27 protein-coding genes and 2 tRNA genes are annotated in these 25,973 nt (G+C 35.9%); all 29 read left to right on the top strand.

Translation table 11 applies throughout. The features are described 5' to 3' along the window. Positions 1-41: 41 nt before the first annotated feature. The 29 genes from AC5P2S_RS14565 (at position 42) to AC5P2S_RS14425 (ending at position 25,972) form a co-directional block, all read left to right on the top strand. Entirely contained in the window at positions 42-932 is an 891-nt protein-coding gene (locus AC5P2S_RS14565; RefSeq protein ID WP_494555391.1) for a ParB/RepB/Spo0J family partition protein, read from the top strand. Beyond that, positions 933-1,562, top strand: a complete 630-nt coding sequence (locus tag AC5P2S_RS14560; protein WP_283416941.1) for a DUF5683 domain-containing protein — start codon at positions 933-935, stop codon at positions 1,560-1,562. It begins immediately after the preceding gene. 26 nt (positions 1,563-1,588) lie between these two features. Then, positions 1,589-2,287, top strand: coding sequence for a 4-hydroxy-tetrahydrodipicolinate reductase (dapB, locus tag AC5P2S_RS14555; RefSeq protein WP_494555390.1), 699 nt, complete (start codon positions 1,589-1,591; stop codon positions 2,285-2,287). 68 nt (positions 2,288-2,355) lie between these two features. Then, positions 2,356-4,026, top strand: a complete 1,671-nt coding sequence (gene lepB / locus AC5P2S_RS14550) for a signal peptidase I (RefSeq protein ID WP_494555389.1) — start codon at positions 2,356-2,358, stop codon at positions 4,024-4,026. 335 nt (positions 4,027-4,361) lie between these two features. Further along, on the top strand, positions 4,362-4,976 hold the full coding sequence (locus AC5P2S_RS14545; protein ID WP_494555388.1) for a WbqC family protein: 615 nt from the start codon (positions 4,362-4,364) through the stop codon (positions 4,974-4,976). 56 nt (positions 4,977-5,032) lie between these two features. Continuing rightward, on the top strand, positions 5,033-6,724 hold the full coding sequence (locus tag AC5P2S_RS14540) for a S8 family serine peptidase (RefSeq protein WP_494555387.1): 1,692 nt from the start codon (positions 5,033-5,035) through the stop codon (positions 6,722-6,724). A gap of 108 nt (positions 6,725-6,832) precedes the next feature. Further along, on the top strand, positions 6,833-7,327 hold the full coding sequence (locus AC5P2S_RS14535) for a lipocalin family protein (RefSeq protein ID WP_283416946.1): 495 nt from the start codon (positions 6,833-6,835) through the stop codon (positions 7,325-7,327). Between the two features lie 18 nt (positions 7,328-7,345). Beyond that, positions 7,346-8,035: a YiaD family glycine zipper/OmpA-like lipoprotein gene (locus AC5P2S_RS14530; protein ID WP_283416947.1), complete on the top strand. Its 690-nt coding sequence runs from the start codon at positions 7,346-7,348 to the stop codon at positions 8,033-8,035. 88 nt (positions 8,036-8,123) lie between these two features. After that, a complete protein-coding gene (locus tag AC5P2S_RS14525; protein ID WP_494555386.1) occupies positions 8,124-9,008 on the top strand; it encodes a decaprenyl-phosphate phosphoribosyltransferase in 885 nt (294 codons plus the stop codon). Beyond that, entirely contained in the window at positions 9,008-10,324 is a 1,317-nt protein-coding gene (locus AC5P2S_RS14520) for an FAD-binding oxidoreductase (RefSeq protein ID WP_494555385.1), read from the top strand. Before AC5P2S_RS14525 ends, AC5P2S_RS14520 begins: the two co-directional genes overlap by 1 nt. 29 nt (positions 10,325-10,353) lie before the next feature. Further along, a complete protein-coding gene (locus AC5P2S_RS14515) occupies positions 10,354-11,079 on the top strand; it encodes an SDR family NAD(P)-dependent oxidoreductase (protein ID WP_283416950.1) in 726 nt (241 codons plus the stop codon). A gap of 83 nt (positions 11,080-11,162) precedes the next feature. Beyond that, the gene (locus AC5P2S_RS14510) at positions 11,163-11,750 is read left to right on the top strand and encodes an HAD family hydrolase (protein ID WP_494555384.1); all 588 of its coding nucleotides are present in this window, start codon (positions 11,163-11,165) and stop codon (positions 11,748-11,750) included. A gap of 50 nt (positions 11,751-11,800) precedes the next feature. Next, entirely contained in the window at positions 11,801-12,973 is a 1,173-nt protein-coding gene (locus tag AC5P2S_RS14505; RefSeq protein ID WP_494555383.1) for a cysteine desulfurase family protein, read from the top strand. A gap of 66 nt (positions 12,974-13,039) precedes the next feature. Further along, on the top strand, positions 13,040-13,357 hold the full coding sequence (gene trxA / locus AC5P2S_RS14500; RefSeq protein ID WP_123281215.1) for a thioredoxin: 318 nt from the start codon (positions 13,040-13,042) through the stop codon (positions 13,355-13,357). A gap of 135 nt (positions 13,358-13,492) precedes the next feature. Then, positions 13,493-13,566, top strand: a tRNA-Asp gene (locus tag AC5P2S_RS14495). Between the two features lie 32 nt (positions 13,567-13,598). Then, positions 13,599-13,672: transfer RNA gene (locus AC5P2S_RS14490), tRNA-Asp, on the top strand. 206 nt (positions 13,673-13,878) lie between these two features. Beyond that, a complete protein-coding gene (locus AC5P2S_RS14485; protein WP_494555382.1) occupies positions 13,879-14,589 on the top strand; it encodes an IS1 family transposase in 711 nt (236 codons plus the stop codon). Between the two features lie 200 nt (positions 14,590-14,789). Then, positions 14,790-15,149 (top strand): DUF7674 family protein, encoded by a 360-nt coding sequence (locus AC5P2S_RS14480; protein WP_494555381.1) that lies wholly within the window; start codon positions 14,790-14,792, stop codon positions 15,147-15,149. Positions 15,150-15,159: 10 nt separating this feature from the next. Further along, the gene (locus tag AC5P2S_RS14475; RefSeq protein WP_494555380.1) at positions 15,160-15,297 is read left to right on the top strand and encodes a hypothetical protein; all 138 of its coding nucleotides are present in this window, start codon (positions 15,160-15,162) and stop codon (positions 15,295-15,297) included. A 42-nt stretch (positions 15,298-15,339) separates the two neighbouring features. Continuing rightward, positions 15,340-15,717: a DUF7674 family protein gene (locus tag AC5P2S_RS14470; RefSeq protein WP_494555379.1), complete on the top strand. Its 378-nt coding sequence runs from the start codon at positions 15,340-15,342 to the stop codon at positions 15,715-15,717. Positions 15,718-15,815: 98 nt separating this feature from the next. Beyond that, positions 15,816-17,168, top strand: coding sequence for a Na+/H+ antiporter NhaA (gene nhaA, locus AC5P2S_RS14465; RefSeq protein ID WP_494555378.1), 1,353 nt, complete (start codon positions 15,816-15,818; stop codon positions 17,166-17,168). Next, entirely contained in the window at positions 17,152-18,441 is a 1,290-nt protein-coding gene (locus AC5P2S_RS14460) for a DUF389 domain-containing protein (protein ID WP_494555377.1), read from the top strand. The genes nhaA and AC5P2S_RS14460 overlap by 17 nt, the downstream gene beginning before the upstream one ends. A gap of 45 nt (positions 18,442-18,486) precedes the next feature. Beyond that, the gene (locus AC5P2S_RS14455; RefSeq protein ID WP_494555376.1) at positions 18,487-19,833 is read left to right on the top strand and encodes a sigma-54-dependent transcriptional regulator; all 1,347 of its coding nucleotides are present in this window, start codon (positions 18,487-18,489) and stop codon (positions 19,831-19,833) included. Between the two features lie 129 nt (positions 19,834-19,962). Then, positions 19,963-20,106, top strand: a complete 144-nt coding sequence (locus tag AC5P2S_RS14450; RefSeq protein WP_494555375.1) for a hypothetical protein — start codon at positions 19,963-19,965, stop codon at positions 20,104-20,106. Positions 20,107-20,193: 87 nt separating this feature from the next. Further along, complete coding sequence (locus AC5P2S_RS14445; protein WP_120213798.1) at positions 20,194-20,271, top strand: potassium-transporting ATPase subunit F; 78 nt, start codon at positions 20,194-20,196, stop codon at positions 20,269-20,271. Positions 20,272-20,450: 179 nt separating this feature from the next. Next, on the top strand, positions 20,451-22,148 hold the full coding sequence (kdpA, locus tag AC5P2S_RS14440; RefSeq protein WP_494555374.1) for a potassium-transporting ATPase subunit KdpA: 1,698 nt from the start codon (positions 20,451-20,453) through the stop codon (positions 22,146-22,148). Positions 22,149-22,166: 18 nt separating this feature from the next. Continuing rightward, entirely contained in the window at positions 22,167-24,188 is a 2,022-nt protein-coding gene (kdpB, locus tag AC5P2S_RS14435) for a potassium-transporting ATPase subunit KdpB (RefSeq protein ID WP_494555373.1), read from the top strand. 116 nt (positions 24,189-24,304) lie between these two features. Further along, positions 24,305-24,865, top strand: a complete 561-nt coding sequence (locus AC5P2S_RS14430; RefSeq protein ID WP_494555372.1) for a K(+)-transporting ATPase subunit C — start codon at positions 24,305-24,307, stop codon at positions 24,863-24,865. Positions 24,866-24,880: 15 nt separating this feature from the next. Continuing rightward, entirely contained in the window at positions 24,881-25,972 is a 1,092-nt protein-coding gene (locus AC5P2S_RS14425; RefSeq protein WP_494555371.1) for a porin, read from the top strand. The last annotated feature ends 1 nt before the right edge of the window (position 25,973 follow it).

Below are 25,973 nucleotides of genomic sequence, written 5' to 3'. Positions count from 1 at the left end.
TGAGATAAGTTTATCTATTATCATTAATTATCATTTATAAAATGAGAGACAAAACAAGAGCAATGGGCCGCGGTCTAGGCGCGATTCTAAATGCTGAAAGTAAAACCAATATCAATTCGGCGTCTGATGAAGGTGCTAAAACATTGGTAGGAAACATCGTAGAAGTTTCTATTGAAGACATCTACCCAAATCCGAATCAGCCAAGAACTTATTTTGACGAAAAAGCATTGAGCGATCTTGCTGAATCGATTAAAAGTCTTGGAATCATCCAGCCGGTTACACTGAGAAAAGACGGAGAAAAATTCGAAATCATCTCCGGAGAAAGACGTTACCGCGCTTCTAAGATTGCTGGATTAAAATCTATTCCTGCTTATATCCGTTTGGTTAACGATCAGGAATTGCTGGAAATGGCTTTGGTAGAAAATATCCAGAGAGAAGACCTTGATCCGATAGAAGTTGCTTTAACTTACCAAAGACTCTTGGATGAGGTTGGAATGACTCAGGAGAATCTTAGCCAACGCGTTGGAAAGGAGAGAAGTACAATTACCAATAGTGTTCGTTTGTTGAAGCTGTCGCCGGATATTCAAAACGGGATCAGAAGTGGTCAAATTTCGGCTGGCCATGGAAGAGCGATTATGGGCTTGGATACAGATGAAAAACGTCAGACTTTGTTCAATAAAATTATTCAGGATCAACTGAATGTAAGGCAAGCTGAGCAATTAGCTGCGCAATTGAAGAATCCTCAGGATAAAGAAAAAGCAGTAAAGCAAATCATTATTCCTAATCACGTGAAAAAAGCTCAGAAAAATCTATCTGATATTCTGAATGTGAATGTCGAAATCAAAACTTCGGCAAATGGGAAAAAAGGAAAAATTGTTCTCGATTTTAAAAATGAAGAAGAGCTGGAAAATATTTTGGCTCACATTAGATAAATGAAGAAAATATTTTCAATTTTTTTGTTCTTTTCTTTTTGTTTGGCTTTTTCACAGGTTAATCCTAATGATACTATTCGGGTTGAAAATCTTCCAAAGGACAGTATTCCTGCCGCAAAACCAATGTCGGAAGCCCAGGTTTTAGGTGATATAGAACAAAAAAATGCACCTGCAAAAATCACGAAGCTAAGTCCTGCAAAAGCAGGTTTGTATTCTGCAGTTTTGCCCGGCCTTGGACAATTTTACAATAAAAAATATTGGAAAATCCCGTTGGTTTGGGGAGCAGTAGGAACAGGAGTTGGGATTGCGCTTTGGAATGATAAGCAATACAAGCGGTACAGAAATGCCTTTGTTGCGGAATTAAATGGTCTGCCCCACGAGTTTTCCAATATTAACGGAATCGACAAAACGGTTCTTGGTAATGCTCAGGACAGATCCAAAAGACAGCGGGATTATGCGATTGGAATTACCGGTTTGATTTATATTCTTAATATTGTTGATGCTGTTGTAGATGCGCATCTTTACGAAGGCCGTCACGATCCGGATCTGGCATTGACACCTTCCATCATCAATGATCAGTTCAGTAATTTTGAAACAAAAGCAGGAATGACTTTAACTTTCAGATTCTAAAATTAAAAATCTATATCAATTATAAAATGAAAATAGCATTAGTAGGTTACGGAAAAATGGGAAAAATAATTGATGAGATTTCCCAAAGCCGAGGTCACGAAGTAGTTGCAAGATTGAGAGAAACACCAACCAAAGATTCTCTGAACGAAGCTGATGTGGCCATAGAATTTTCAAATCCCGAAGCTGCTTTTGAAAATATCAAAGTTTGCCTGGAAAATCATATTCCCGTAATTTGCGGAACAACAGGTTGGTTGGACAAAAAACCGGAAATTGAGAAGATCACTTTAGAGCAAGATACAGCGTTTTTATATGGCTCAAATTTTAGTTTGGGAGTGAACCTCTTTTTTGCGCTTAATGAAAATTTAGCAAAACTGATGTCAAAAACTACCGAATATTCTGTTCAGCTGGAAGAGATCCATCACATTCATAAATTGGATGCGCCAAGTGGAACAGCCATTTCCATCGCAGAGGGAATTATTGAGAATTCTAAGTACGAAGCTTGGAAACTGGATGAGACCAAGGATAAAGAATTGGGGATTTTTGCCATTCGTGAGGACGAAGTTCCTGGAACGCATAGTGTTTTCTATAGATCGGAAGTGGATGAGATAGAAATCAAACATACAGCCTTTAACAGAAATGGATTCGCATTGGGTGCTGTGATTGCAGCAGAATGGATTGTTGGAAAACAAGGGGTTTTTTCTATGAAAGATGTTTTAGGTTTGTAAAAACTGTAACAAAAGCAGCATATAAAAAACTAATATAGAAGCTACGCTTAAAATTAAAAGCGATATTTATGGATTATATTATTACTTATACCGTGTATGTACTCATCATCAGTGTTTTGATGGGTCTTACAACTTGGAAATTATTTAAAAAAATGGGCTACAACCCATTATTTTCTTTTATTCCTTTTTATAATTATTTAATCATTCTCAAAGAGACCAAACATCCGAAATGGTGGGCGGTTTTATCTTATTTACCAATCGTTGGTCCGATAATGATGTCTGTTTTCCATCTTTTCCTGATGAAAAAATTCGGAAAAAGAGGCGCTGTAAATGGAATATTGACTGTGATTCTGCCTTTTATTTTTATGGCAACGGTCAATTATGGGAAAGATCCGGAAATAGAAACTGAAGAAGAGGAGGAAGAAAGCAAAAAGAAAGAAACTTTCCTGGGTTCGGTAACGTTTGCGGTGGTTTTTGCAACCATTATTCACGCATTTATCACGCAGCCTTTCGGGATTCCGACAGGGTCAATGGAACGTACATTGTTAGTTGGAGACTTCTTGTTTGTAAATAAGTGGGCTTATGGTTACAGGATGCCAATGAGACCTGTTGCTTTGCCGTTTTTGCAGGGAACGATTTTCGATACGGGTCAAAAAGGCAATCCGAAAGATGACCCAAAATCTTATATTGATGCGGTTAAATTACCATATCTCAGAATTCCGGGATATGATGAGATCAAGCGATATGATATTGTTGTTTTCAACTATCCGCAGGATTCTGTTCATACGGCAATCGACAGAAAAGATCCTTACGTAAAAAGATGTGTCGGTATTCCCGGAGATGTTATAGAGTTCAGAGCCGGAAGATTATTTGTGAACAATGCACCGGAGAAAATTCTTGGTGATGAACAACAGCAACATAAGTTTGTAGTTAAGAGCTCGGAGCAATTAGATATTCAAAGGCTGTATAAAATCTATGGATTTTTACCTGTTAGAGAAACCCAAGAGAATTCAGGTTTTATATATGAATTTCAAGGTCTTACTGATAAAACAAAAGATGAAATTAAACAAATTGCTGGAGTAGAAAGTGTTGAGGAAGATATTATGAAAAAAGGAAAATCAGCTATTGCTTATTATAAATATGCAACAGATAGTGATGGTCGACATCTTTTTGATAAAGAAGGTAACCCTATTCCTGCTTCACGAATAGATACAACACAATCCATTTATCCGATCAACAAACCTTGGAACCAGGATTGGTACGGACCGCTTAGAATTCCGAAAAAAGGCGATGTTGTAACACTTAATCAAGAAACTTTACCAACATACAAATGGATTATCTCCGAGTACGAGCACAACAAGCTTGAAAACAAAAACGGGAAGATCTATGTCAACGGACAGGAAACCAATCAATATACCATCAAGCAGAACTATTATATGATGATTGGAGACAACCGTGATGCATCTTTGGATGCAAGGTTTTTTGGAGTCGTTCCGGAAGAGAATATTGTCGGAAGGCCGATGTTCACTTGGCTAAGTGTAGAAGGATTGTTCTCCGATGCTGGTTCCACTTATCAGGCGCCAGGCAAAAAAATCCGTTGGGACAGGATGTTCAAAGCCACCAACACAGGCGAAGCCAACAAAACATCGTATTGGTGGGTAGCTGTGATTATTTTGGTATTGTTCTTCGGCTGGGATTATTTCGCCAAATTATTCAAAAAGAAAAACGAAGAAGATTAATATAAATTAGGAGCTCAATCCCGCTATCCACTATATCTTTTTTGTCATTGCGAACAACGTGAAGCATTCTGTTGAAATTTTTGACAATCGCAATAACAAAAAAGGATGCCGTTCCTATCGGGGCTATGGGATTTGTCCTCCGAAATAAAGATTCAACACTTTGTCAGAGATTATTATCTTTGACAAAGTTTTTTTTAATTAATATCCTCAAATAATCATTCAAAGCTTATATAAGCGAAGCGCCTTTGTTAGCCTAAAAACATTTAGTTGTAAAAAAACTTAGTGTGCTTTGTGTTGAAATTTTGAATATTAAAGAAGGATTATCAAAAATAAATATGAAAAAAGTTCTTTTACCAATATTCTACTTACCGCCAGTTTCTTGGTTCTCAGTATTTTTGAATGAAGAAAATGAAGTCACTTTCGAACAATTCGAAAACTTTCCAAAGCAGACCTACAGAAACCGTGCGGCAATTTACGGTGCCAACGGAAAATTACCTCTGATCATTCCTATCAGACATACAGGCAAACGGGAAATCAAAGACATCGTGATTTCTTTTGCAGAAGACTGGCAAAAACTGCATTGGAAATCCGTCAAAACAGCTTATCAGAGTACGCCTTATTTTGAGTTTTATGAAGATAAGCTCAAAAACATTTATGCAGAACAGGTGTCTTCACTGCAAGATTTCAATCTCAACGCGTTAGGTATCATTCTTGCTATTCTGAAGACCGAAAAAAAGTATGAGCTCACCAACGAATATTTTAAAAATCTGGAAGCAGAAGATTACAGAGGAAAGTTTTCAGCCAAATCAGAATCAGAATATGAAATGCCGGAATATTATCAGAGCTTTTCAGACAGAAACGGATTTATAAAAGATCTTTCGATTTTGGACTTGATCTGTAACATTGGACCGGAAAGTTTGACTTATATCAAAAATATAAAACTCGATTAATATCCATGAAACTCTTAAATGAGATTTTGCTTAACAGAAACAAATAATTATTTAATATGAAAAAATTATTGATAGCGGCAGCTTTTTTATATGCAGGATTTGGATTGGTTCAGGCACAGACAGCTTCTCCGCAGGAAGACAAAGACCAAAAAAACTGGTATCATAAAAACTATGCAACTACAAAAGTTTATGGAGTTAATACAGAAAATGCCTATAAGTTTCTCGAGTCTAAAGGACTGAAGCCAAAAACTGTGGTTGTCGGTGTTTTGGATAGCGGAGTAGAAGTAGACCATCCGGGATTGGTGAAAAATATATGGACCAATCCCAACGAGATCCCAAATAACGGAAAAGATGATGACGGAAACGGATATGTGGATGATATCCATGGTTGGAATTTCTTAGGAGGTAAAAACGGTGACATTGATGTTGATAATATGGAGGTGACGAGAGTCGTGAAAAAATATCAGTCGGTTTTTGAAGGGGCGGATTCTGCAAAGAATAAAGAGAATCAATCCAAAATGCCGGACGAATTTGCGATGTACATGAAGTCCAAGGATATTTTTACAAAGAAAAGTCAGGAAGCTAAACAAAATCTACAGCTTTATACAATGATCAACAATTCCATACCCGATATGGTGAAATTGTTGGGCAACAAAACGCTGACTAAGGAGAATTTAGCAACCATCAAACCTTCCAGCCAGCAAGAAGCAATGGCAATGCAGGTTCTTTCTCAGGTTGCAAATGATCCTCAGGTTGCAGGTAAATCAGCTCCTGAAGTGAAAACCTATATGGAAGGACAGATGAAGGAAGCGCTGGATTATTTTACGCCACAAGCTGAAAAAGGATACAATCTGGATTTTGATCCAAGAAAAGAAATCGTTGGAGACAATTATGATGATTATTCGGAGAAAAACTATGGTAATAACCATTACGAAGGTCCGGATGCAAAACACGGAACACACGTTGCGGGGATCATCGCGGGTTTAGCTAATGGTTCTGAGCCTCAATATGGGGTTGCTTCCAGAGTGGCTAAAATTATGACAGTAAGAGCCGTTCCGGATGGTGATGAAAGAGACAAAGATGTGGCTAATGCCATTCGTTATGCCGTTGACAATGGTGCGAAAATTCTTAATATGAGCTTTGGAAAACCGGTTTCTCCCGGGAAAAATGTAGTTTGGGATGCATTCAAGTATGCAGAAAGCAAAGGCGTTCTTTTGGTAAAAGCTGCTGGTAATGAGAATGAAGATATTGCTGAACATCAGTATTTTCCAACCAACTTCAAATCTACTGCAGATGAAAAGCCTTTCATTAGCAACATGATTGTGGTGGGATCTAATACGAATGATGCCAACGCACTGAAATCAAGCTTCTCTAATTATGATAAAAAAATGGTGGATGTTTTTGCACCTGGGTCTGAGATCTATTCAACAGTTCCGGATGGAAAATACGAATATCTGCAAGGAACCTCGATGGCATCACCAGTCGTTGCGGGAGCGTCAGCTGTTCTATTAGCTTATATGCCTAATCTTAAACCGGAGCAGATAATAGAATCATTGGTTAAAACTACCAACACGAGTGCAAATAATGGATTTGAAAACCTGTCAAGATCTGCAGGTGTAATTGATGTTGCAAAAGCCGCGGAATATGCTTATAAGAATTTTTATAAGGCAGATTCACCTGTAAAATCAGTAAAAAAACCGGTTAAAAAACAAAAATTACATAAAGCAATTGATAAGGCAAAGCTTTAATAATTAGGGTAATATATCAAAATAAAAAATCTGAGAGCATCTCAGATTTTTTATTTTTTAACATTTGGCATAATTTTTTATCATAACTTAGCAGTAAATATAAAAACTATGAGAAAATTAATTTTTTTAGGAATGATAGGAGGAGCACTGTTAGCGACCTCTTGTTCAAGTAAAAATGGTGTGAGTGCTGGTGAAGCGCAAACATTACGCTCTGAAGTGATGAAATTAAAAGGTCAATGGGATATATCCAACATAGACTATGATAGAAATTATTCTGTAAAACCATTTGACGAAGGTGCAAGTATCAATTGCTTTGTAGGAAGTTCTTGGACTTTGATTCCCAATAATTATACAGGAACTTATACTTTACACGGAGAGAATGGTTGCCCTGCTAAGATTCAGGCAATCACTTTTAGTGTTGATAAAAATAGTGTAGTTTCTCTTAAGAAAGTTGGTGAAGGCGAAAAAGCTAAAAGAGTTCTTGCAGGATATAAACTCATTCTGGAAAATCCAACAGATAATAGCTTCACTTTGGTACAGTCTGTAACGGCTGATGGAAAACCAATGGATATCCGTTATAACTTTGTGAGAAAAGGTAAATAATCAAATAAAATACATATAATGAAATTAACAAAATTAAATATAGCTGCATTCTTTATTTCAGGATCACTTCTATTAACAAGCTGTGAGGCTGTTCAGAATGCAAATAATACTCAGAAAGGTGCTGCAATTGGTACAGCTGCAGGTGCTGTGATCGGAGGTATTTTAGGTAACAACATTGGAAAAGGTGGGAATGCTCCACTTGGAGCTGTTTTAGGTGGAGTTGTTGGTGGAGTTGCAGGTGGTGTGATCGGTAACAAGATGGACAAACAAGCTAAAGAAATCAAAGAGACTTTACCGGGAGCAGAAGTTGAAAGAGTGGGGGAAGGTATCAAGGTTACTCTGCATGAAAATACAGTTAACTTCGATTTTAACTCATCTAATTTAACTTCTCTTGCAAAAACAAATTTAGACAAACTGGTTACAGTTCTTAAAAATAATCCGGATACCAATATCAATATTTATGGCCATACTGATAGTATTGGTACAGATGCGGTGAATCTTAGGATATCTGCTCAAAGAGCTGCGGCTGTTAAGAATTATTTTGTAGCCAACGGAATTTCTGCTTCAAGATTGTTTACAGAAGGATTAGGAAAATCCAGTCCAATCGCTTCTAACGATACAGATGCAGGAAGAGCTCAGAATAGACGTGTAGAATTTGCTATCACTGCAAATGAGAAGATGATTAATGACGCACAATCTGGCAAATAAGAAATATTCTTACATTTTCATTAAATAATAAACCGCAGTTTGCGGTTTTTTTATTTTAATGTTACTTTTGCATAATTAAAAGCATTAGATGAAGAATTATTTAAAATTAATAAGAGTGGAACAATGGGTGAAGAACTTATTTGTTTTTGCTCCGCTATTTTTTTCAGGTAACATTACCAATACTCATCTTTTCTACGAAAGTATCTTTGCATTTTTGGTTTTTTCTTTTACTGCAAGTTCTATCTACGTTATCAATGATTATTTTGATATAGAATCTGACAAAAGACATCCGGAAAAAAAGCATCGTCCATTAGCAAGTGGAGCCGTTTCCAAAACAAGCGCAAAATTGCTGTTAGGATTTTTAATTCTATTATCGATATCTTCAATCTTCGTAGGAAATTATATTTTTCACACCAATTTTTGGAAGTTCGGAGTGATCATCGCATTTTATTTTGTGATGAATCTTTTTTATACATTTAAACTAAAGCAGGTCGCCATTGTTGATATCTGCATCATTGCAATAGGCTTTGTTCTGAGAGTATTAGCAGGTGGTTATGTTACAGGAATAATAGTGACGAATTGGGCTGTCTTACTTACATTTGTTCTGGCTTTGGTTCTGGCAATAGGAAAAAGAAGAGGAGAGCTGATCAATGCTCAGATTTCGGGAAAAACCAGAAAAGCTTTGGACGGGTATAACGTTCAGTTTGCTGATATTGCACTGTCTATCAGTTGCACATTAGCCATTGTTTGCTATCTGATGTTTACTTTGTCTCCGGAAGTTCAGACAAAGTTCCATTCCCGGGTTTTTTACACTGTTATTTTTGTTGTATTTGCATTTCTGAGATATCTGCAGCAAACATTGGTTTACAATAAGACCGAATCTCCGACTAAAATCGTTTATAAAGACCGATATATACAAGTGACAATTGTTCTTTGGGTAATTGTTTTTCTTTTACAAATCTATTTTAAATAATGAAGCCGAATTTTGTTCAGAAAATTACCAATTGGGGGAATTTCCCGGTTGTGGAAAAAGAAATGAAGTCGGATGATTCTGTCTCTAAAATCAAACAGTTCGTAAGGGAAAATAATGAAGTGATTGCTCGTGGCAATGGACGTTGTTATGGTGATGCTTCCCTTGGCGAACATATTTTTTCTACAAAAAGATTGAATAAATTTATTTCTTTTGACAGGATTAATGGTATTATCGAATGCGAATCCGGGGTTCTTTTATCGGAAGTTTTAGAGGTTTCGGTTCCGCAAGGTTATTTTCTTTATGTGACGCCGGGAACAAAGTTTGTTTCGGTGGGAGGAGCCATTGCATCTGACGTCCATGGAAAAAATCACCACGCTGAAGGCTGTTTTTCCGAGTATGTAACGGAATTTAAATTATTAAATGAAAATTCTGAAGTTATTACTTGTTCCAGAGAAGAAAACCCGGATAAATTTTGGGCAACAATTGGCGGAATGGGATTGACGGGAATTATTCTGTCGGCTAAATTCAAACTTAAAAATATAGAGTCAGCTTATATCAGACAAGAAAGTATCAAAGCTGAGAATCTGGATGAGGTTTTCCGATTGTTTGATGAGAGTGAGGACTGGACTTACAACGTTGCATGGATTGATTGTTTTCAAAAAGGGAAAAACCTGGGCCGTTCCATTTTGATGCGTGGCGAACACGCTTTGAAAGCAGAATTGCCATCCAATCTTCAAAAAAAATCTTTGAAATTAAAAGAAAGGTTCAAGCCAACAGTTCCTTTCTATTTTCCCGGATTTGTCTTGAATGCTTTTACGATTAAGATTTTTAATTTTCTTTATTACAACAAGCAGACAAAGAAACAGCTCAATAATTTTATTGATTACGAAACTTTTTTTTATCCTTTGGATATCATCAATGACTGGAACAAAATCTATGGCAAAAGCGGATTTATTCAGTATCAAATGGTGATCCCGAAAGACAACGGAAAAGAAGGAATGAGACAGATTCTTGACACCATTGCAAAAAGTGGGAATGGGTCTTTTCTGGCTGTTTTGAAGTTATTTGGCAAAGATAATCCCTTGGCTTATAATTCTTTTCCAAAAGAAGGATATACCTTGGCTTTAGATTTTAAAGTGAATAAGGGATTGAAGAAGCTGGTTGATAAATTAGACACAATCGTAGAAAATTTCGGAGGAAGAATTTACTTGACAAAAGACAGTATGAGTAAATCTTCTTTGACTAATTATCTTCAGAATGTCAATTCGTCCAAATTCGTTTCATTACAACACAAAAGAATTATCAATAACCATTAATAATTCATAACTAATAATTAATAATTCATATGATTGTTCTTGGTTCTAATTCCGAAGTTGCTCAAGCATTCGTAGAAGAATGTTTAGCTAAAGGTGAAAAATTTCCGATCGTTTATTTATTAAGTTCCAATCCGGAAACGACTGAGAAATTTGCAGGTCATCTTCAGGTTAAGTTTCTTCAGAACTCTGAAATCATTCCTTTGGATTTGATGAAAGAAATTGATTATAAAACTTTGGAAAACATCAATTCGGATTTGTTATTTTGTGCTACAGGTTATTTGGGTTTGGGAACGGAAGAAGGACTTTATGATGATGAAAATACGGCTCAGATTATTGATATTAATTACGCAAAATTAGTTCCTGTTCTTAATTTCTTCGCCAAAAAAATGGAATCTAAAAGAAATGGAGCAATGATCGTTTTATCATCCGTTGCCGGCGAAAGAGGAAGGCAAAGTAATTTCATCTACGGAAGTGCAAAAGCCGGATTAACAGCTTATTTGAGTGGGTTGAGAAACTACCTTTTCGATAAGAAAGTTCAGGTTTTAACCGTGAAACCAGGTTTTATGGAAACTAAAATGACGGAAGGTTTACCGTTGAATCCGGCTTTGACAGCAACACCCAAAAAAGCAGCAGCAGGAATTTATAAAGCCTATAAAAATAAAAAAGACGTTGCTTACGTTTTACCAATTTGGGCAATCATTATGATGATCATCAGAAATATTCCTGAGTTTATCTTTAAAAAACTAAAACTATAGTTGATGATTGATAAATGATAATCTATTGAAGTTCTATTAAAGAAACGAAGCAAATAATCATTTTATCATTCATAATTTATCACATGAAGAAATTATATCTATTTGATTTTGATGGAACCTTAACTTACAAAGACACCATGTTTTTGTTTTTAAAGTTTTATGACCCTGCAAAATTTTCCGTCCAGTTTTTGAAGCACGTTCCACTTTTTATTTTATTAAAATTAAAATTGGCAGATGCAGAAGCTGTGAAGAAAAGTTTCATTGCATCCATTCTGAAAGGTCAATCCAGATATCAGATAGAGAAAAAAGCACAGCAATTCTTTGATGAGAATTATCCTGGTTTATTCAGAGAAAATGCTTTGGATTTCATCAAAAATATTGACAGGGAACATACCGAGTCTTATATCGTTTCTGCTTCTTTAGATATTTGGGTAAAACCATTTGCAGACAAGCTTAACATGATTTTGTTAGCTACAAAAGCGGAGTTTATAGATGATATTTTTACTGGGGAATTTATAGGCAAAAACTGTAATAAAGATGAGAAAGTCTGCAGAATCGAAGCAGAACTTGGGGATAAAAAATTCGATAAAATCATAGCTTTTGGAGATACTTCCGGAGATAAAGCAATGTTCAAGTTCGCAAATGAATCGCATTACCGATTTTTTCACTAATTTAGTACCTTAATTTTCGAACAATTTTTCGGCTTCAAATCTAATTAAAAATGGAAAGAATTTATCTGGATAATGCAGCAACTACGCCTCTCGATGATGAGGTGATAGACTGTATGGTGAATGTTTTAAAATTCAATTATGGCAATCCGTCATCCACACACAGTTTGGGACAGGAAGCCAAGACCATTTTGGAAGAAGTTAGGCGAAAGATTGCAGATTCTTTGAAAGTGACTCCGGGGGAAATCGTTTTCACATCTTGTGGAACCGAATCCAACAATATGATTATCAAATCTGCGGTTAATTATCTTGGTGTAGAAAGAATCATCACTTCTGCTTTGGAACACAAATGTGTCGCCGAAACCTGCCTGGAAATGAAGAAATTGAAGGGAGTAGAATTGGTTTATCTAAGACCGGACTCCAACGGTGATTTCGATTTGAATAAATTGGAGGAATTACTGAAAAACTCAGAAAAGAAAACCCTTGTAACATTGATGCACGCTAACAACGAAATCGGAAACATTCTTGATATCGAAAAAGTAGCTCATCTTTGTAAAGAAAACAAAACCCTTTTCCATTCCGATACTGTTCAGACAATGGCACATCTGGATCTGGATTTTTCTAAAATCCCATTAGATTTTGCATCTTGCAGTGCTCACAAATTTCACGGGCCAAAAGGTTCGGGATTTGCTTTCGTAAGAAAATCTTCAGGACTTAAGGGAATTATCACAGGCGGACCGCAGGAAAGAAGCTTGAGGGCCGGAACCGAAAATGTAACTGGAATTGCAGGTCTTGGAAAGGCTTGGGACATTTCACAGGAAAAAATGGAAGCTTATAGAAACCATATTCTTGACATTAAGCATTATGCGATTCAACAATTGCAGAATAAGATTCCGGGAATAAAATTCAATGGAAGAAGTGCAGACGACAGCAGTTTATATACAGTTCTGAATCTTTTGCTTCCTTATAAAAATCCATTGATCGGCTTGCAATTAGATATGAAAGGGATTGCTATTTCGCAGGGAAGTGCATGTAGTTCAGGTGCGGCAAAACCGTCAATGGTTTTGATGTCTGTTTTGTCAGAAGAGGATTTGGAGCATTCAACACCGGTAAGAGTTTCATTTAGCCACTTTACGAAAAAGTCTGATATTGATGCTTTTGTAAATGCATTAGAAGAAATCGGAAAGCAATTCATTATAGAAAAAGCTGATAGTTTACATAGATAATCAACAGAAAAAATCAATTATAAATTTTGTAATTTTGTTTTACAAATTAATTAAGAATAAGAAATCATGGCAGTAGAAATCACAGATCAATCGTTTCAAGAAACAGTATTAAATTCAGATAAACCGGTATTAGTTGACTTCTGGGCAACTTGGTGCGGACCTTGCAGAATGTTGGGACCGATCATTGAAGAAGTTGCAGCAGATTTTGAAGGTAAAGCATTGGTAGGTAAAGTAGATGTTGATAACAACCAACAGGTTTCTGTAGATTACGGAATCAGAAATATTCCTACGGTTTTGATTTTCAAAAACGGAGAAGTAGTTGATAAAATCGTAGGTGTAGCACCGAAAGAAGTTATCGCAGAGAAATTAAATTCTTATTTGTAGGAAAATAATATAATTGAAAATGAACGCTTTTCTATTTGAAAGGCGTTTTTTTATGTGAAAAATTTGGAGATGTAAATTATTGTTGTATTTTTGCAACCACAATAACGAAAGGTAATAATCTTAGTTATGGCAAAAGATCCGGTAGTTCAGCTGGTTAGAATGCCGCCCTGTCACGGCGGAGGTCGCGGGTTCGAGTCCCGTCCGGATCGCAAAAGTTTTATCAATTTACTTTAACAAAATTGATCCGGTAGTTCAGCTGGTTAGAATGCCGCCCTGTCACGGCGGAGGTCGCGGGTTCGAGTCCCGTCCGGATCGCAACTATTTGGTAATGGTACAGATGTGGAGTTTTTAATTAACTTCGTTCATTATCAATACTATACAAAGATATAATAGAAAAAACGATGCACTATAATGCATCGTTTTTTATTTTTGCCGACTAAAAAAGCAAAATAGCGACTCCGGAACGTAATAATTTATGCTAGATGGTTCAGACGTGGAGCTACTAATTTACTTAAATCATTATGAATAAACGGCGAAATCAATGTATTCACTGTAATTACAGCTACTGTATCAAGGCAGGAACAACATCACAAAATAAGCAGCGCTATCAGTGCAAAAAATGTAAAAAGAAGTTCATTGGGAACTATTCTTATCGTGCATATCATAAAAGTACTAATCATAATATTCAGCAACTGATAAAAGAAGGAGTTGGTATAAGAGGTATTAGCAGATTACTTGATGTCAGCAAGACGACTGTACTAAAAAAGATTTTAAAAATCGCTTCTAAAGTTGTTAAGCCACCAATCCCTAAGAATATTACCATCGAAATTGATGAGCTAAAAACATACACTCAAAGTAAAACGAATGAGCGTTGGGTTGTTGCAGCTTATTGCAGGGAGACAAAGAAAGTAATTGACTATAAGCTTGGCAGAAGAACGACCAAGACAATTCAATGTATTACAGATACTTTACTTTTTGCAAATCCAAAAAAGATATATAGTGATCGCCTGAATATCTATCCTAAACTAATTCCAAAGCATCTTCACAGTACTAAACGAAGAGAGACCAATCATATTGAGCGTAAATTTCTTGATTTACGAACTCATATAAAGCGATTAGGAAGAAAAAGTATTAATAAAGCTCAGAAAGATAAATATACAGATGCTATATTGAGGATTTATTTTTGGGGAATTTCTTTTAATGAAAATAAGGAATTGAGGAGCTTGTCTTAATATGATGAATCAGGTCAAACGACTGAACATTACATTTTTATTCCCCTATCATTTCGATAAAAAAAGCCTATCATTTCGCTATGTTTTTCTGGTGTAATAAAATATAAAATTTATTATATTTTTTTGATTTGTAATAGGTTAGGATTATTGTGTCTTAAAAGGAACATCTTTTGGCATCAATGATTCAAATCAAAAATAAAATGAATCACACAGAAGCAATACAGGAGATTATTAAGGTAGCACCGGAATCCAAAGAAGAGTTTCAGGAAGTTTATAAAACCAAAAATTCTTTTATGGTCATCAATGTTTTTACAAAACACATCAAAAACCTTATTGGAAAAGGTGACATCAAGATTTTGTTAAAATCACTCAATAAGATGAACGACTTGTATAAAAAAGGAGACCAATCTCTAAAAAATGCCATAGAAAATGTCTTTATCTATTCTCTAGATAGTCTCACATTCTCTTGTAACAATGCTTATAAAACTTTGATTTTCTCAAAAATCCCTAAAGATTTATGCAGAGTTTATTTGAAGCAAGTTTATAAATCAGGAATCTAAAATAAAAAAAATGAATAAAAAATTAAAATATCAAGACCGTTTTAATCAATGGAAAGCAGATAATAAAAGACATAATATGCAAATATTGACTGTAAACTTAGCAGTTATTATAGCTGTTTTTGTGTGTGCCTATATCTTACAACCTTAATGTAAAAGAAGTGTTGTTCTTAATAAAAATTAAAAATGACCAATGCAAAGAATTAATCAAAAAAAGACAGTAGAGTATCTAAAGCAACTTTATCCCGAAATCAAAAATGAAATTTCGACACTTTCGGAGGGTAATAATTTTGCAGGGATTATGCAGACTACTGTTGACCAATTAAAAAATCTTTTAGAACAATCAAAAATCCAGTCTGTGATTCTCAATGTCAAAAGAATGGATTGGATTTATAACCGCGGAAATTCCTACGTAAGATACATCATTGAAAATATTTTCATCAGGTCTTTCGAAAGTCTGAGACGAAAAGCAAGTCCACAACAATGGAGATTTCTTTATCAGGAAATTCCCTCGGATTTCAAACATATTTACTTCGAACAAATCAGAAAAGACCACAAGCTGTTATCTTAAAAATTCATTGATATAAACGGCTTTTGTGTAAATTATAATAGGCAAAAATCTGCCCATCATTTTCAAATCAATTATCTTTGTATTAAAGTTGAAAACTAATGGCAGAAAGTAAAAAATACCCTATCGACAATGTAGTAGCTCCAATTCAAAAATTTATTCAGCAGGAAAAATCGGGAGGTCTTGTACTTGGAATCAGCGTTATTTTAGCGTTGATTTTGGCAAATTCTCCACTGTCACATTCATACCATCATTTTTTTGAACATCAGTTAGGATTTGTATTAGACGATTCTATTTTTATGAAGTTCAGTCTTCATCATTGGATTAATGATGGGCTTATGGCGGTTTTCTTTTTTGTCGTAGGATTGGAATTGAAAAGAGAAATCGTTGCGGGAGAATTATCCAATCTTAGAAAAGCACTTCTTCCAATTGCTGCGGCTATTGGAGGAATGATGGTACCTGCAATTATTTACTTTTCGCTTAATTCCTCGGGAGAAGTCCGTCACGGTTGGGGAATTCCGATGGCAACAGATATTGCTTTTGCATTAGGTGTTTTATTCTTGTTAGGAAATAAAATTCCATTGTCGCTAAAAGTTTTTCTGACAGCTTTGGCTATTGTAGATGACTTGGGTGCTGTTTTGGTGATTGCATTTTTTTATACATCGAATATTTCCATATTAAGCTTATCAATCGGGATTGCAATTCTTTTGATAATGTATCTTGGAAACAGAATGGGCATCAGAAGTATTCTGTTTTATGCCATTTTGGGAATTGCAGGTGTTTGGACAGCTTTTTTATTATCAGGAGTTCACGCAACGATTGCTGCGGTTTTAGCGGCTTTTACGATTCCTGCAGATGTTAAAATAGCCGAAGATAATTACATCGGGAAGATTCAGAAATATCTCAGTAAATTTAAAGACGCAGATTCCGATAATACAACACCTACGCTTACCAACGAACAGCTACACATTTTGGATGAAGTGAAAAAAGATACGAATAAGGCAATTCCGCCTTTACAACAGCTGGAGCATTCTATGCACCCGTTCGTTTCATTTTTTATCATTCCGATTTTTGCTTTGGCTAATGCAGGAATTTCAGTTTTAGATATTGAACCTGAAAAAATATTCAGTAACAACGTTGCGTTAGGTGTGGCTTTGGGACTTTTGGCAGGAAAAGTTATCGGGATTGTTGGTTTTTCTTGGCTTTGCATTAAGTTAAGAATTGCGCCGATGCCAAAAGGAATGAACATTAGAAACTTATTTGGTCTTGCATTTCTTGGTTCGATAGGTTTTACAATGTCATTATTCATCACTTCATTGGCTTTCCAACACGAAGAATATATGATTCAGGCTAAAATAGGAATCTTTATCGCTTCCATCATTGGCGGAATTATTGGTTATATCATTCTCAATCGACAATCTAAAAAATTGAAAGTTTATGAGCAGGATATTTGATTTTATCAATCTTCAGAATGGTGAAGAAGACAAACAAAAAGTTTTAGAAAATGTAACTTCTGCGGTTTCATTCCGAGGTTCCAATCTTTGGATTTTGGCTTGTGCAATTATTATTGCTTCAGTTGGTTTAAATGTCAATTCAACAGCCGTTATCATCGGAGCAATGTTGATTTCACCATTAATGGGACCAATTGTCGGAGCGGGATTAGCTTTGGGAACGTACAATTTTCCGTTGCTGAAAAAATCAATGAAAAACCTTTTGATTGCAACTGTTGTCAGTCTTTTTGTTTCGGCAAGTTATTTTTATATCAGTCCTTTTAAAGAGGTTCAGTCAGAATTGTTGGCGCGTACAGCACCAAATATTTATGATGTTCTGATTGCTTTTTTTGGTGGATTGGTCGGTGTAATCGCTATTACAAGAGTTGAAAAAGGAAATCCAATTCCGGGAGTAGCCATTGCAACAGCGTTGATGCCTCCATTGTGTACAGCAGGTTACGGAATCGCAACATCTAATTTTTCTTATTTCATTGGTGCGTTTTATCTTTATATCATCAATTGTTTTTTCATTTGTATTGCGACATTTATCGTTATAAAATATCTGAAATATCCAGCTTCAACATTCGTTCAGAAAAAATATGAAAAGCGAATCCGAATCGGAATCACTTCGTTGATTATCATTATGATTGTACCGAGTTTTTATCTGGCTTACAATCTTTTTCAGGAGAAAAAATTTACAAAAACCGTTGAAGATTTCGTGAATACAGAATTTACCAACAAAGGTTTTACAGTCATTTATAAAAAACTGAATTACAATTCATCTCCAAAGAAAATCGAAATTGCTTTTCTGAATAAAAAACTGACTCCGGAAGAAATGAAGAGCTATAACAAAATGCTTTTAGATAAAGGAATTACCGGAACTCAATTTAATTTTCGACAAAATGATGCTGATTTAAAATCTGAAATTTTAGGCGAAATCAACAAAAAAGAATCAGCCATTTCCGAAAAAGATATAGTCATCAACAATCTGAGTTCTGAGCTTGGGAAATACAAAATTGACGACCCAAAAATCACAAAAGAAATCGGAATTCTCTTTCCTGATGTGAAAGATATTTCTTTGGGCAGACTGGAGCAATATCCTGATACAGACAGTATGAATATTCAGGTTGTCCTGCTTTATAGTTCTAAAAATTCTGAAAATAATGACAAGCTGAAAGATTGGTTGTCTACAAGATTGGATTCTAAAAATGTTCAGGTTTTGAATCTTCAGAAGTAGTTTCATGACAATTATTAATTACATTTAACCTCATAATACGCTCACTTGAATACAATCCTCATCATCGACGACGAAGAAAAAATCAGAACATTGCTTTCTAGAATTATTAGTCTGGAAGGTTTTGAAGTTTCTCAGGCTTCTGATTTGAAAAATGCTAAAAAACGGCTTGAAATGTCCGAATTTGATGTCGTCATCAGCGATGTCAAACTTCCCGATGGAAGCGGTGTTGAGTTTTCGAAAATTATCAAAGAAAAACATCCTGCCACCGAAGTCATTCTTCTCACGGCTTATGGTAATATTCCCGACGGTGTTCAGGCGATAAAAAACGGTGCTTTTGATTACATTACAAAAGGCGATGATAATAATAAAATCATCCCTTTGGTGTACAAAGCTGTGGAAAAAGTGGCGCTTAACAAACGTCTAATTCAGCTCGAAAAACAGTTGGGAGACAAACTTTCATTTGATAACATCATTGGAAAATCAAAAATAATTCAGTCCGCAATTGAGTCTGCAAAAAAGGTTGCTGTTACCGATGCAACTGTCCTTTTGACGGGAGAAACTGGAACAGGAAAAGAAGTTTTTGCGCAGGCAATTCATAATGCGAGTAACAGAACTAAACACAATTTTATTGCCATCAACTGTTCTGCATTTTCTAAAGAATTGTTGGAAAACGAATTGTTCGGACACAAAGCGGGCGCATTTACCGGTGCAGTAAAAGATGCAAAAGGAATTTTCGAAGAAGCCAATAATGGAACTGTTTTTCTGGATGAAATTGGCGAAATGGCTTTGGATTTACAGGCAAAACTGCTTCGTGTTTTAGAATCGGGTGAGTTTCTGAAAGTGGGAGATAACAGACCTACGAAAGTCAATGTGAGAATCATCGCTGCGACAAATCGAGATTTGCAAACCGAAATCGAGAACGGAAATTTCAGAGAAGACCTTTATTACCGAATCAATATTTTTAACATTCAGCTTCCTCCGCTTCGTGAAAGAGCGATTGACATTGAGGAATTGGCTAAATATTTTTTAATTAAATTCAGTAAAAAAGCGGGTAAGAAAATGACAGCTATTTCTCCCGATTATCTTGAAGCTCTGAAACAACATTCCTGGAAAGGCAACATCCGTGAACTGCGAAATATTATTGAGAGAAGTTTTATTTTAAGTGATAATGAAGAATTGAAAGTCGAAAGTTTACCCAGTGAGTTTCAATCATCAACCAACCAACAACAAGCAACGAAGCCTTTGTCTACTTTTGAATTGGCAAGCGCAGAGAAAATTCACATCCAAAAAGTACTGAATTATGCCAACGGTAACAAAACCAAAACCGCAGAATTGTTGGGAATTGCACTTACCACTTTGTACAGAAAAATAGAGGAGTATCAAATTAAATAAAAACCCTTTCAAAACGATAGTAATGACCCTTTCAAAATGAAAGGGTTTTTTGTTTTAAAAAATTAATAAATAATTTTAAGTAATTGATATTTAGTTAATTGTAAAATTATTTTTCATCTGGAATCCGATTTGACAATATTCTGGCATAATATAGAAAATGTAGGTTATGCAAAAATGGAAAATCAGAATGTACAGGAGACTGAAACCCTGGCATCTATTAGCAATCCTTTATGGATCTATTATATTCTTTGGAATCACATACAGAATCTTTAATCAATAAGCAATGACAATTATTTTAACCCTCACGGGTCTGGTACTTTTTGTACTCTTCTTTTTAACCATTAAATCTTTTGAAAAAATATGACCGCATTATTTATCATCGCCATCGCCGTATTTGCCTATATGTGCTATGTGCTTGTAAAACCCGAAAAATTTTAAAAACGACTCAAAAGTAATGAACAAGAAAACCAAAAATATTTTTAAAGAATGGGCGGAGTTAATTCTTTGGACGTCGTTCGTGATTGTTTTCATTTATGTGATTATAACGGTTAAAAATATTTCTGCGGTTTAAAATCATTAACGAAGTTGAAAAGACAAAGTGACTTTAATCAAAAAAAATGAATACAGAAATTTTAGGAATTATATTGATGTTTGCATTGGTGGTATTATTTGCTATTCCATTAGGGCGCTACATTGGTAAAATATTCAGCAACGAAAAAACTTGGCTCGATGTGATTTTTAATCCTATCGACAAACTATTTTATAAAGTTTCCGGCGTCGATCCTGAAAAGGAAATGAACTGGAAACAACATCTTGGCGCATTACTTACCATCAATGTTGTCTGGTTTTTGTTTGGAATGTTTGTTTTAATGAATATGTCTTGGTTGCCATTAAACCCTGACAACAATCCATCAATGGGTGCCGAACTTGCATTTAATACCACGACAAGTTTTATTTGCAATACTAACCTACAACACTACTCTGGAGAGACTGGAATATCTTATTTCGGACAACTTATACTAATGCTTTTCCAGTTTATAAGTGCGGGGTGTGGGATTGCTGCAGCAGCAGTTGTGTTTTTTGCAATGAAAGAGAAGACAACCGAAAAATTGGGTAACTTTTACTTCTTTTTTGTAAGAAGCTGTACAAGAGTTTTGTTACCAATTGCTGTAGTTGTAGCTTCATTATTAGCTTTCAACGGAACTCCAATGACATTTGAAGGAAAAGACCCGATTACAACTTTACAAGGTGATAAAGTAGAAGTCAGCCGTGGTCCTGTTGCAGCATTTGTTGCTATAAAGCATTTGGGGACTAACGGAGGTGGATTTTTCGGTCCCAACTCTGCACACCCATTTGAAAACCCCAACTACTTTACCAATATTGTCGAAATAGTTGCTCAAATGGTAATTCCTTTGGCAATGGTATTTGCAATGGGTTATGTTTTAAGAAGAAAAAAATTGGCTTGGACTATTTTTGGTGTGATGACAGTTGGCTTTTTGCTTCTTACTATCCCAACTGTTTTTAACGAAATAGGTGGTAATCCAGCGATCGAAAAAATGGGGATTCCTCAGAATCTTGGGAGTATGGAGGGCAAAGAAGTTCGATTTGGATCTGCCGCTTCTGCTTATTGGAGTATTGCAACGACTGTAATCTCTACCGGTAGTGTCAATTCTATGCACGATAGTTTTACACCGCTCAGTGGTATGAATCAATTGCTTGGTATGATGGTCAATTGTTTCTACGGCGGAGTTGGTGTAGGTTTCTTAAACTTCTACATCTTTATTATTCTTGCCGTATTCATCAGTGGATTAATGGTAGGAAGAACTCCTGAATTTTTAGGTAAGAAAATCGAAGCAAGAGAAATGAAAATCGCAATGATTATCGCTTTGCTTCACCCTTTCTTAATTCTTGTAGGAACTGCAATTTCAAGTTATATGGTTGCTCATAATCCGGACGAATACGGAAGTTGGCTGAACAACCCAGGTTTCCACGGTTTCAGCGAAATGTTGTATGAATTCACTTCATCAAGTGCTAACAACGGAAGTGGTTTTGAAGGTTTAGCAGACAACAACCCATTCTGGAATATCGCGTGCGGAATCGTAATGCTGATGGCAAGATATTTACCAATCATTGGTCCGGTTGCAATTGCAGGAAGTCTTGCTGCTAAAAAGTATATTCCTGAAAGTGCAGGAACACTTAAAACAGATACAGCAACATTTGGTTTAATGGTATTTGCGGTTATCGCAATTGTAGCAGCGTTGTCATTCTTCCCTGCGTTAGCATTAGGTCCAATCGCAGAGTATTTTTCACTTTAATTCTTTATCTATATTATAATGAAAGGAAATAACAATTTGTTTCAGCCGGAGTTGGTCAATGAGGCATTGAAACAATCTTTTATAAAATTAAACCCGTCCAAAATGTTCCGTAATCCCGTAATGTTTATGGTTTGGGTAGGAACTCTCGTAATGGCAGGCGTTTGCGTTTGGATTGCAATGGGAGAACAAAGCCAAGGCAGTTTGGTCTATAACATTATCGTAACGGCTGTTTTATTCATCACTTTACTTTTCGCGAACTTCGCTGAAGCTATTGCAGAAGCAAGAGGAAAAGCACAGGCAGATTCTCTTAGAAAAACAAGAGAAGAAACACCTGCAAAAATGCTGACTTCAAATAATGAAGTTAGAATAGTTCCTTCAAATCAACTTAAAAAAGGAGATGTCTTTGTTTGTGAAACAGGAGATATCATTCCCTCAGACGGAGAAATTATCGAAGGTCTGGCAACAATTGATGAAAGTGCCATCACCGGAGAATCTGCTCCTGTAATACGTGAAGCGGGCGGTGATAAAAGTTCTGTAACTGGAGGAACAAAGGTGCTTTCTGATAAAATCAAAGTTAAAGTAACGACAGAACCAGGAGAAAGCTTCCTGGACAAAATGATTGCTTTGGTAGAAGGTGCTTCAAGACAGAAAACACCAAACGAAATTGCATTAACGATTCTTTTGGCAGGATTTACCTTAGTATTCATCATCGTTACGGTGACTTTAAAACCATTCGGAGATTATGCCAATACGCCCATTACCATTGCTGCATTCATTTCATTATTTGTATGCCTTATTCCAACTACGATTGGTGGTTTATTATCAGCCATCGGTATTGCGGGAATGGACAGAGCTTTACGTGCAAATGTTATTACTAAAAGTGGTAAAGCAGTAGAAACTGCAGGTGATATTGATGTTTTGTTATTGGATAAAACCGGAACAATTACCATCGGAAACAGGAAAGCAACCAATTTCTATCCGGCAAATGGAGTGGATGAAAAAGCATTAATCAAAGCTGCTGTTCTAAGTTCTATGGCTGATGAAACACCTGAGGGGAAATCAATTATAGAATTAGCGGGAATCAATCCTCTAAGCTATGAAGTAAAAGAACCTCAGTTTATCAGCTTTACTGCAGAAACCAGAAGTTCAGGCGTTGATTATGAAACCATACGAATTAGAAAAGGCGCAACTGACGCAATTAAAAATATTGTTACAAATTCGGGCAATACATTCCCAACAGAAGTTACAGAAAGAGTGAGAGAAATTTCTCAAAACGGAGGAACCCCTCTCGTGGTTTCAGAAAATGAAAAAGCGCTTGGGGTTATAGAATTGCAGGATATCATCAAACCTGGAATCAAGGAACGTTTTGACCGCTTGAGAAAAATGGGAATCAAAACTGTAATGGTAACAGGAGATAACCCGTTGACTGCAAAATTCATTGCTGAAAAAGCAGGTGTGGATGATTTTATTGCAGAAGCAAAACCTGAAGATAAAATGAATTACATTAAAAAAGAACAGTCAGAAGGTAGATTGGTGGCAATGATGGGAGACGGAACCAATGATGCACCTGCTTTGGCTCAGGCAGATGTAGGTGTTGCGATGAACAGCGGAACACAAGCGGCGAAAGAAGCCGGAAATATGGTGGATTTGGATAACGACCCAACCAAACTGATTGAAGTAGTGGAAATCGGAAAACAGCTATTAATGACTCGTGGAACGTTGACAACCTTCAGTATTGCGAATGACGTAGCTAAATATTTTGCGATTGTCCCAGCATTATTTATTGCATCAATTCCGGCATTGCAAGGTCTTAATATTATGGGGCTTCACTCTCCGGAATCTGCAATTCTTTCAGCTGTAATCTTCAACGCAATTGTCATCCCGATGTTGATTCCTTTAGCTTTGAAAGGAGTGGCTTACAAACCAATCGGTGCAAGTGCATTGTTGAGAAGAAACCTTTTGATTTACGGTTTGGGAGGAGTAATTATTCCATTTATCGGAATTAAAATCATAGACTTAATCGTATCAGTATTTATCTAAATTATTAAACAAGGGAAAGAGTAAAGAAGCTGGTGTAAAAGTAATCTCAAAAACTTTGAACTGTATCCAATTTTCCTCATCAGCTTCTTCTTCTTTACCCTTAAAAAATTAAAAAAATGAAACAAAATATATTACCAGCTATCAGATTGACACTTTTCTGTGCGGTATTTTTTTCAGGATTATATACGCTTTTCATTTTCGGAATTGCACAAGCGGCTCCCAATAATGGAAAAGGAGAAATCATAGAACACAACGGCAAGAAATTTTATGCTAATGTGGGACAAAAATTCGATAAAGACGAATATTTCTGGTCACGTCCTTCGGCTGTAGATTATAATGCTGCAGGAGCTGGAGGAAGTAACAAAGGACCTTCAAACCCGGATTATCTGAAAGATGTTGAAGGAAGAATAGAAAACTTTATGAAACACAATCCAACAGTTCAGAAATCTGAAATTCCTTCCGATATCGTAACTGCGAGTGGAGCAGGTCTCGACCCGAATATCTCTGTTCAGGCGGCTAAAGTTCAGGCTCAAAGAATTGCTGACATCAGAAAAGTCGACATCAGCAAAGTCAATTCACTTATCGAAAAAAGTATCGAATCTCCTTTTCTTGGAATGTTCGGAACTGAAAAAATCAACGTTTTAAAACTCAATATCGCATTAGACGGTTTGAAGTAATTTATATATTTAGAAATGAAAAGAAAACTATCATTACTGGCATTTGCAATGCTTGGAGCGGTTTCTACACTGCACGCTCAGGAAGAAACTGAAACTAAAAACCCTTTAAAAATCTCTGGATATGCAGAAGTGTATTATCAGTACGATTTTAACAATCCTGAGAACAATACAAGACCGGGATTTGTGTACAGCCACAACAGAAACAACGAGGTCAACCTTAATTTAGGATTTGTAAAAGCCAATTACGAAACTGAAAAACTAAGAGCGAATGTAGCTTTAGGTGTAGGAACATATATGAATTCAAACTATGCAGCTGAGCCGGGTGTTTTGAAAAATGTTTATGAAGCAAATGTTGGGGTGAAAATCTCAAAAAATAAAAATCTTTGGATTGATGCGGGGATTTTACCATCGCACATTGGTTTTGAAAGTGCTATCAGCAAAGACTGTTTTACTTTGACAAGAAGTATTTTGGCGGATAATTCTCCATATTTCGAGAGTGGAGCAAAAATCTCTTATACGAGCGACAACGGAAAATGGTTTGTGAGCGGTTTGGTTTTAAACGGCTGGCAAAGAATTCAACGCGTAGATGGAAATTCTACAGTAGCCTTTGGACACCAATTAACATATAAACCTTCAGAAAAAATTACGTTAAACAGCAGTTCTTTCATCGGAAACGATAAACCGGACAGCATCAAACAGATGAGATATTTCCATAATTTATATGGAAGTTTTCAAATCAGTAAGAAATTTGCTTTGATTACAGGTTTCGATATCGGTGCAGAGCAGAAAGCGAAAGGAAGTGACCAGTACAATATTTGGTATTCTCCGGTTGTGATTGCTAAATATTCTCCAACTGAAAAATTCAGTATTGCGGCGAGAGGTGAATATTACAGCGATGAAAAAGGTGTAATGATTGCAACGGGAACTGCCAACGGATTCAAAACCTTTGGTTATTCTGTGAACGCAGACTATTGGATTCTTCCGAATCTCGTTTGGAGAACAGAACTTAAGAATCTAAGCAGTAAAGATGACATCTTTATCAATAGAGGTAATAATTTGAAATCAAACAGCTTAATGGCAGTGACTTCACTGGCAGTAAGTTTTTAAA

The sequence above is a fragment of the Epilithonimonas sp. 33E genome, from assembly GCF_059372615.1.
Note: the sequence above shows the minus strand (reverse complement) of the source record. Positions and strands in the feature narration are given on the sequence as shown.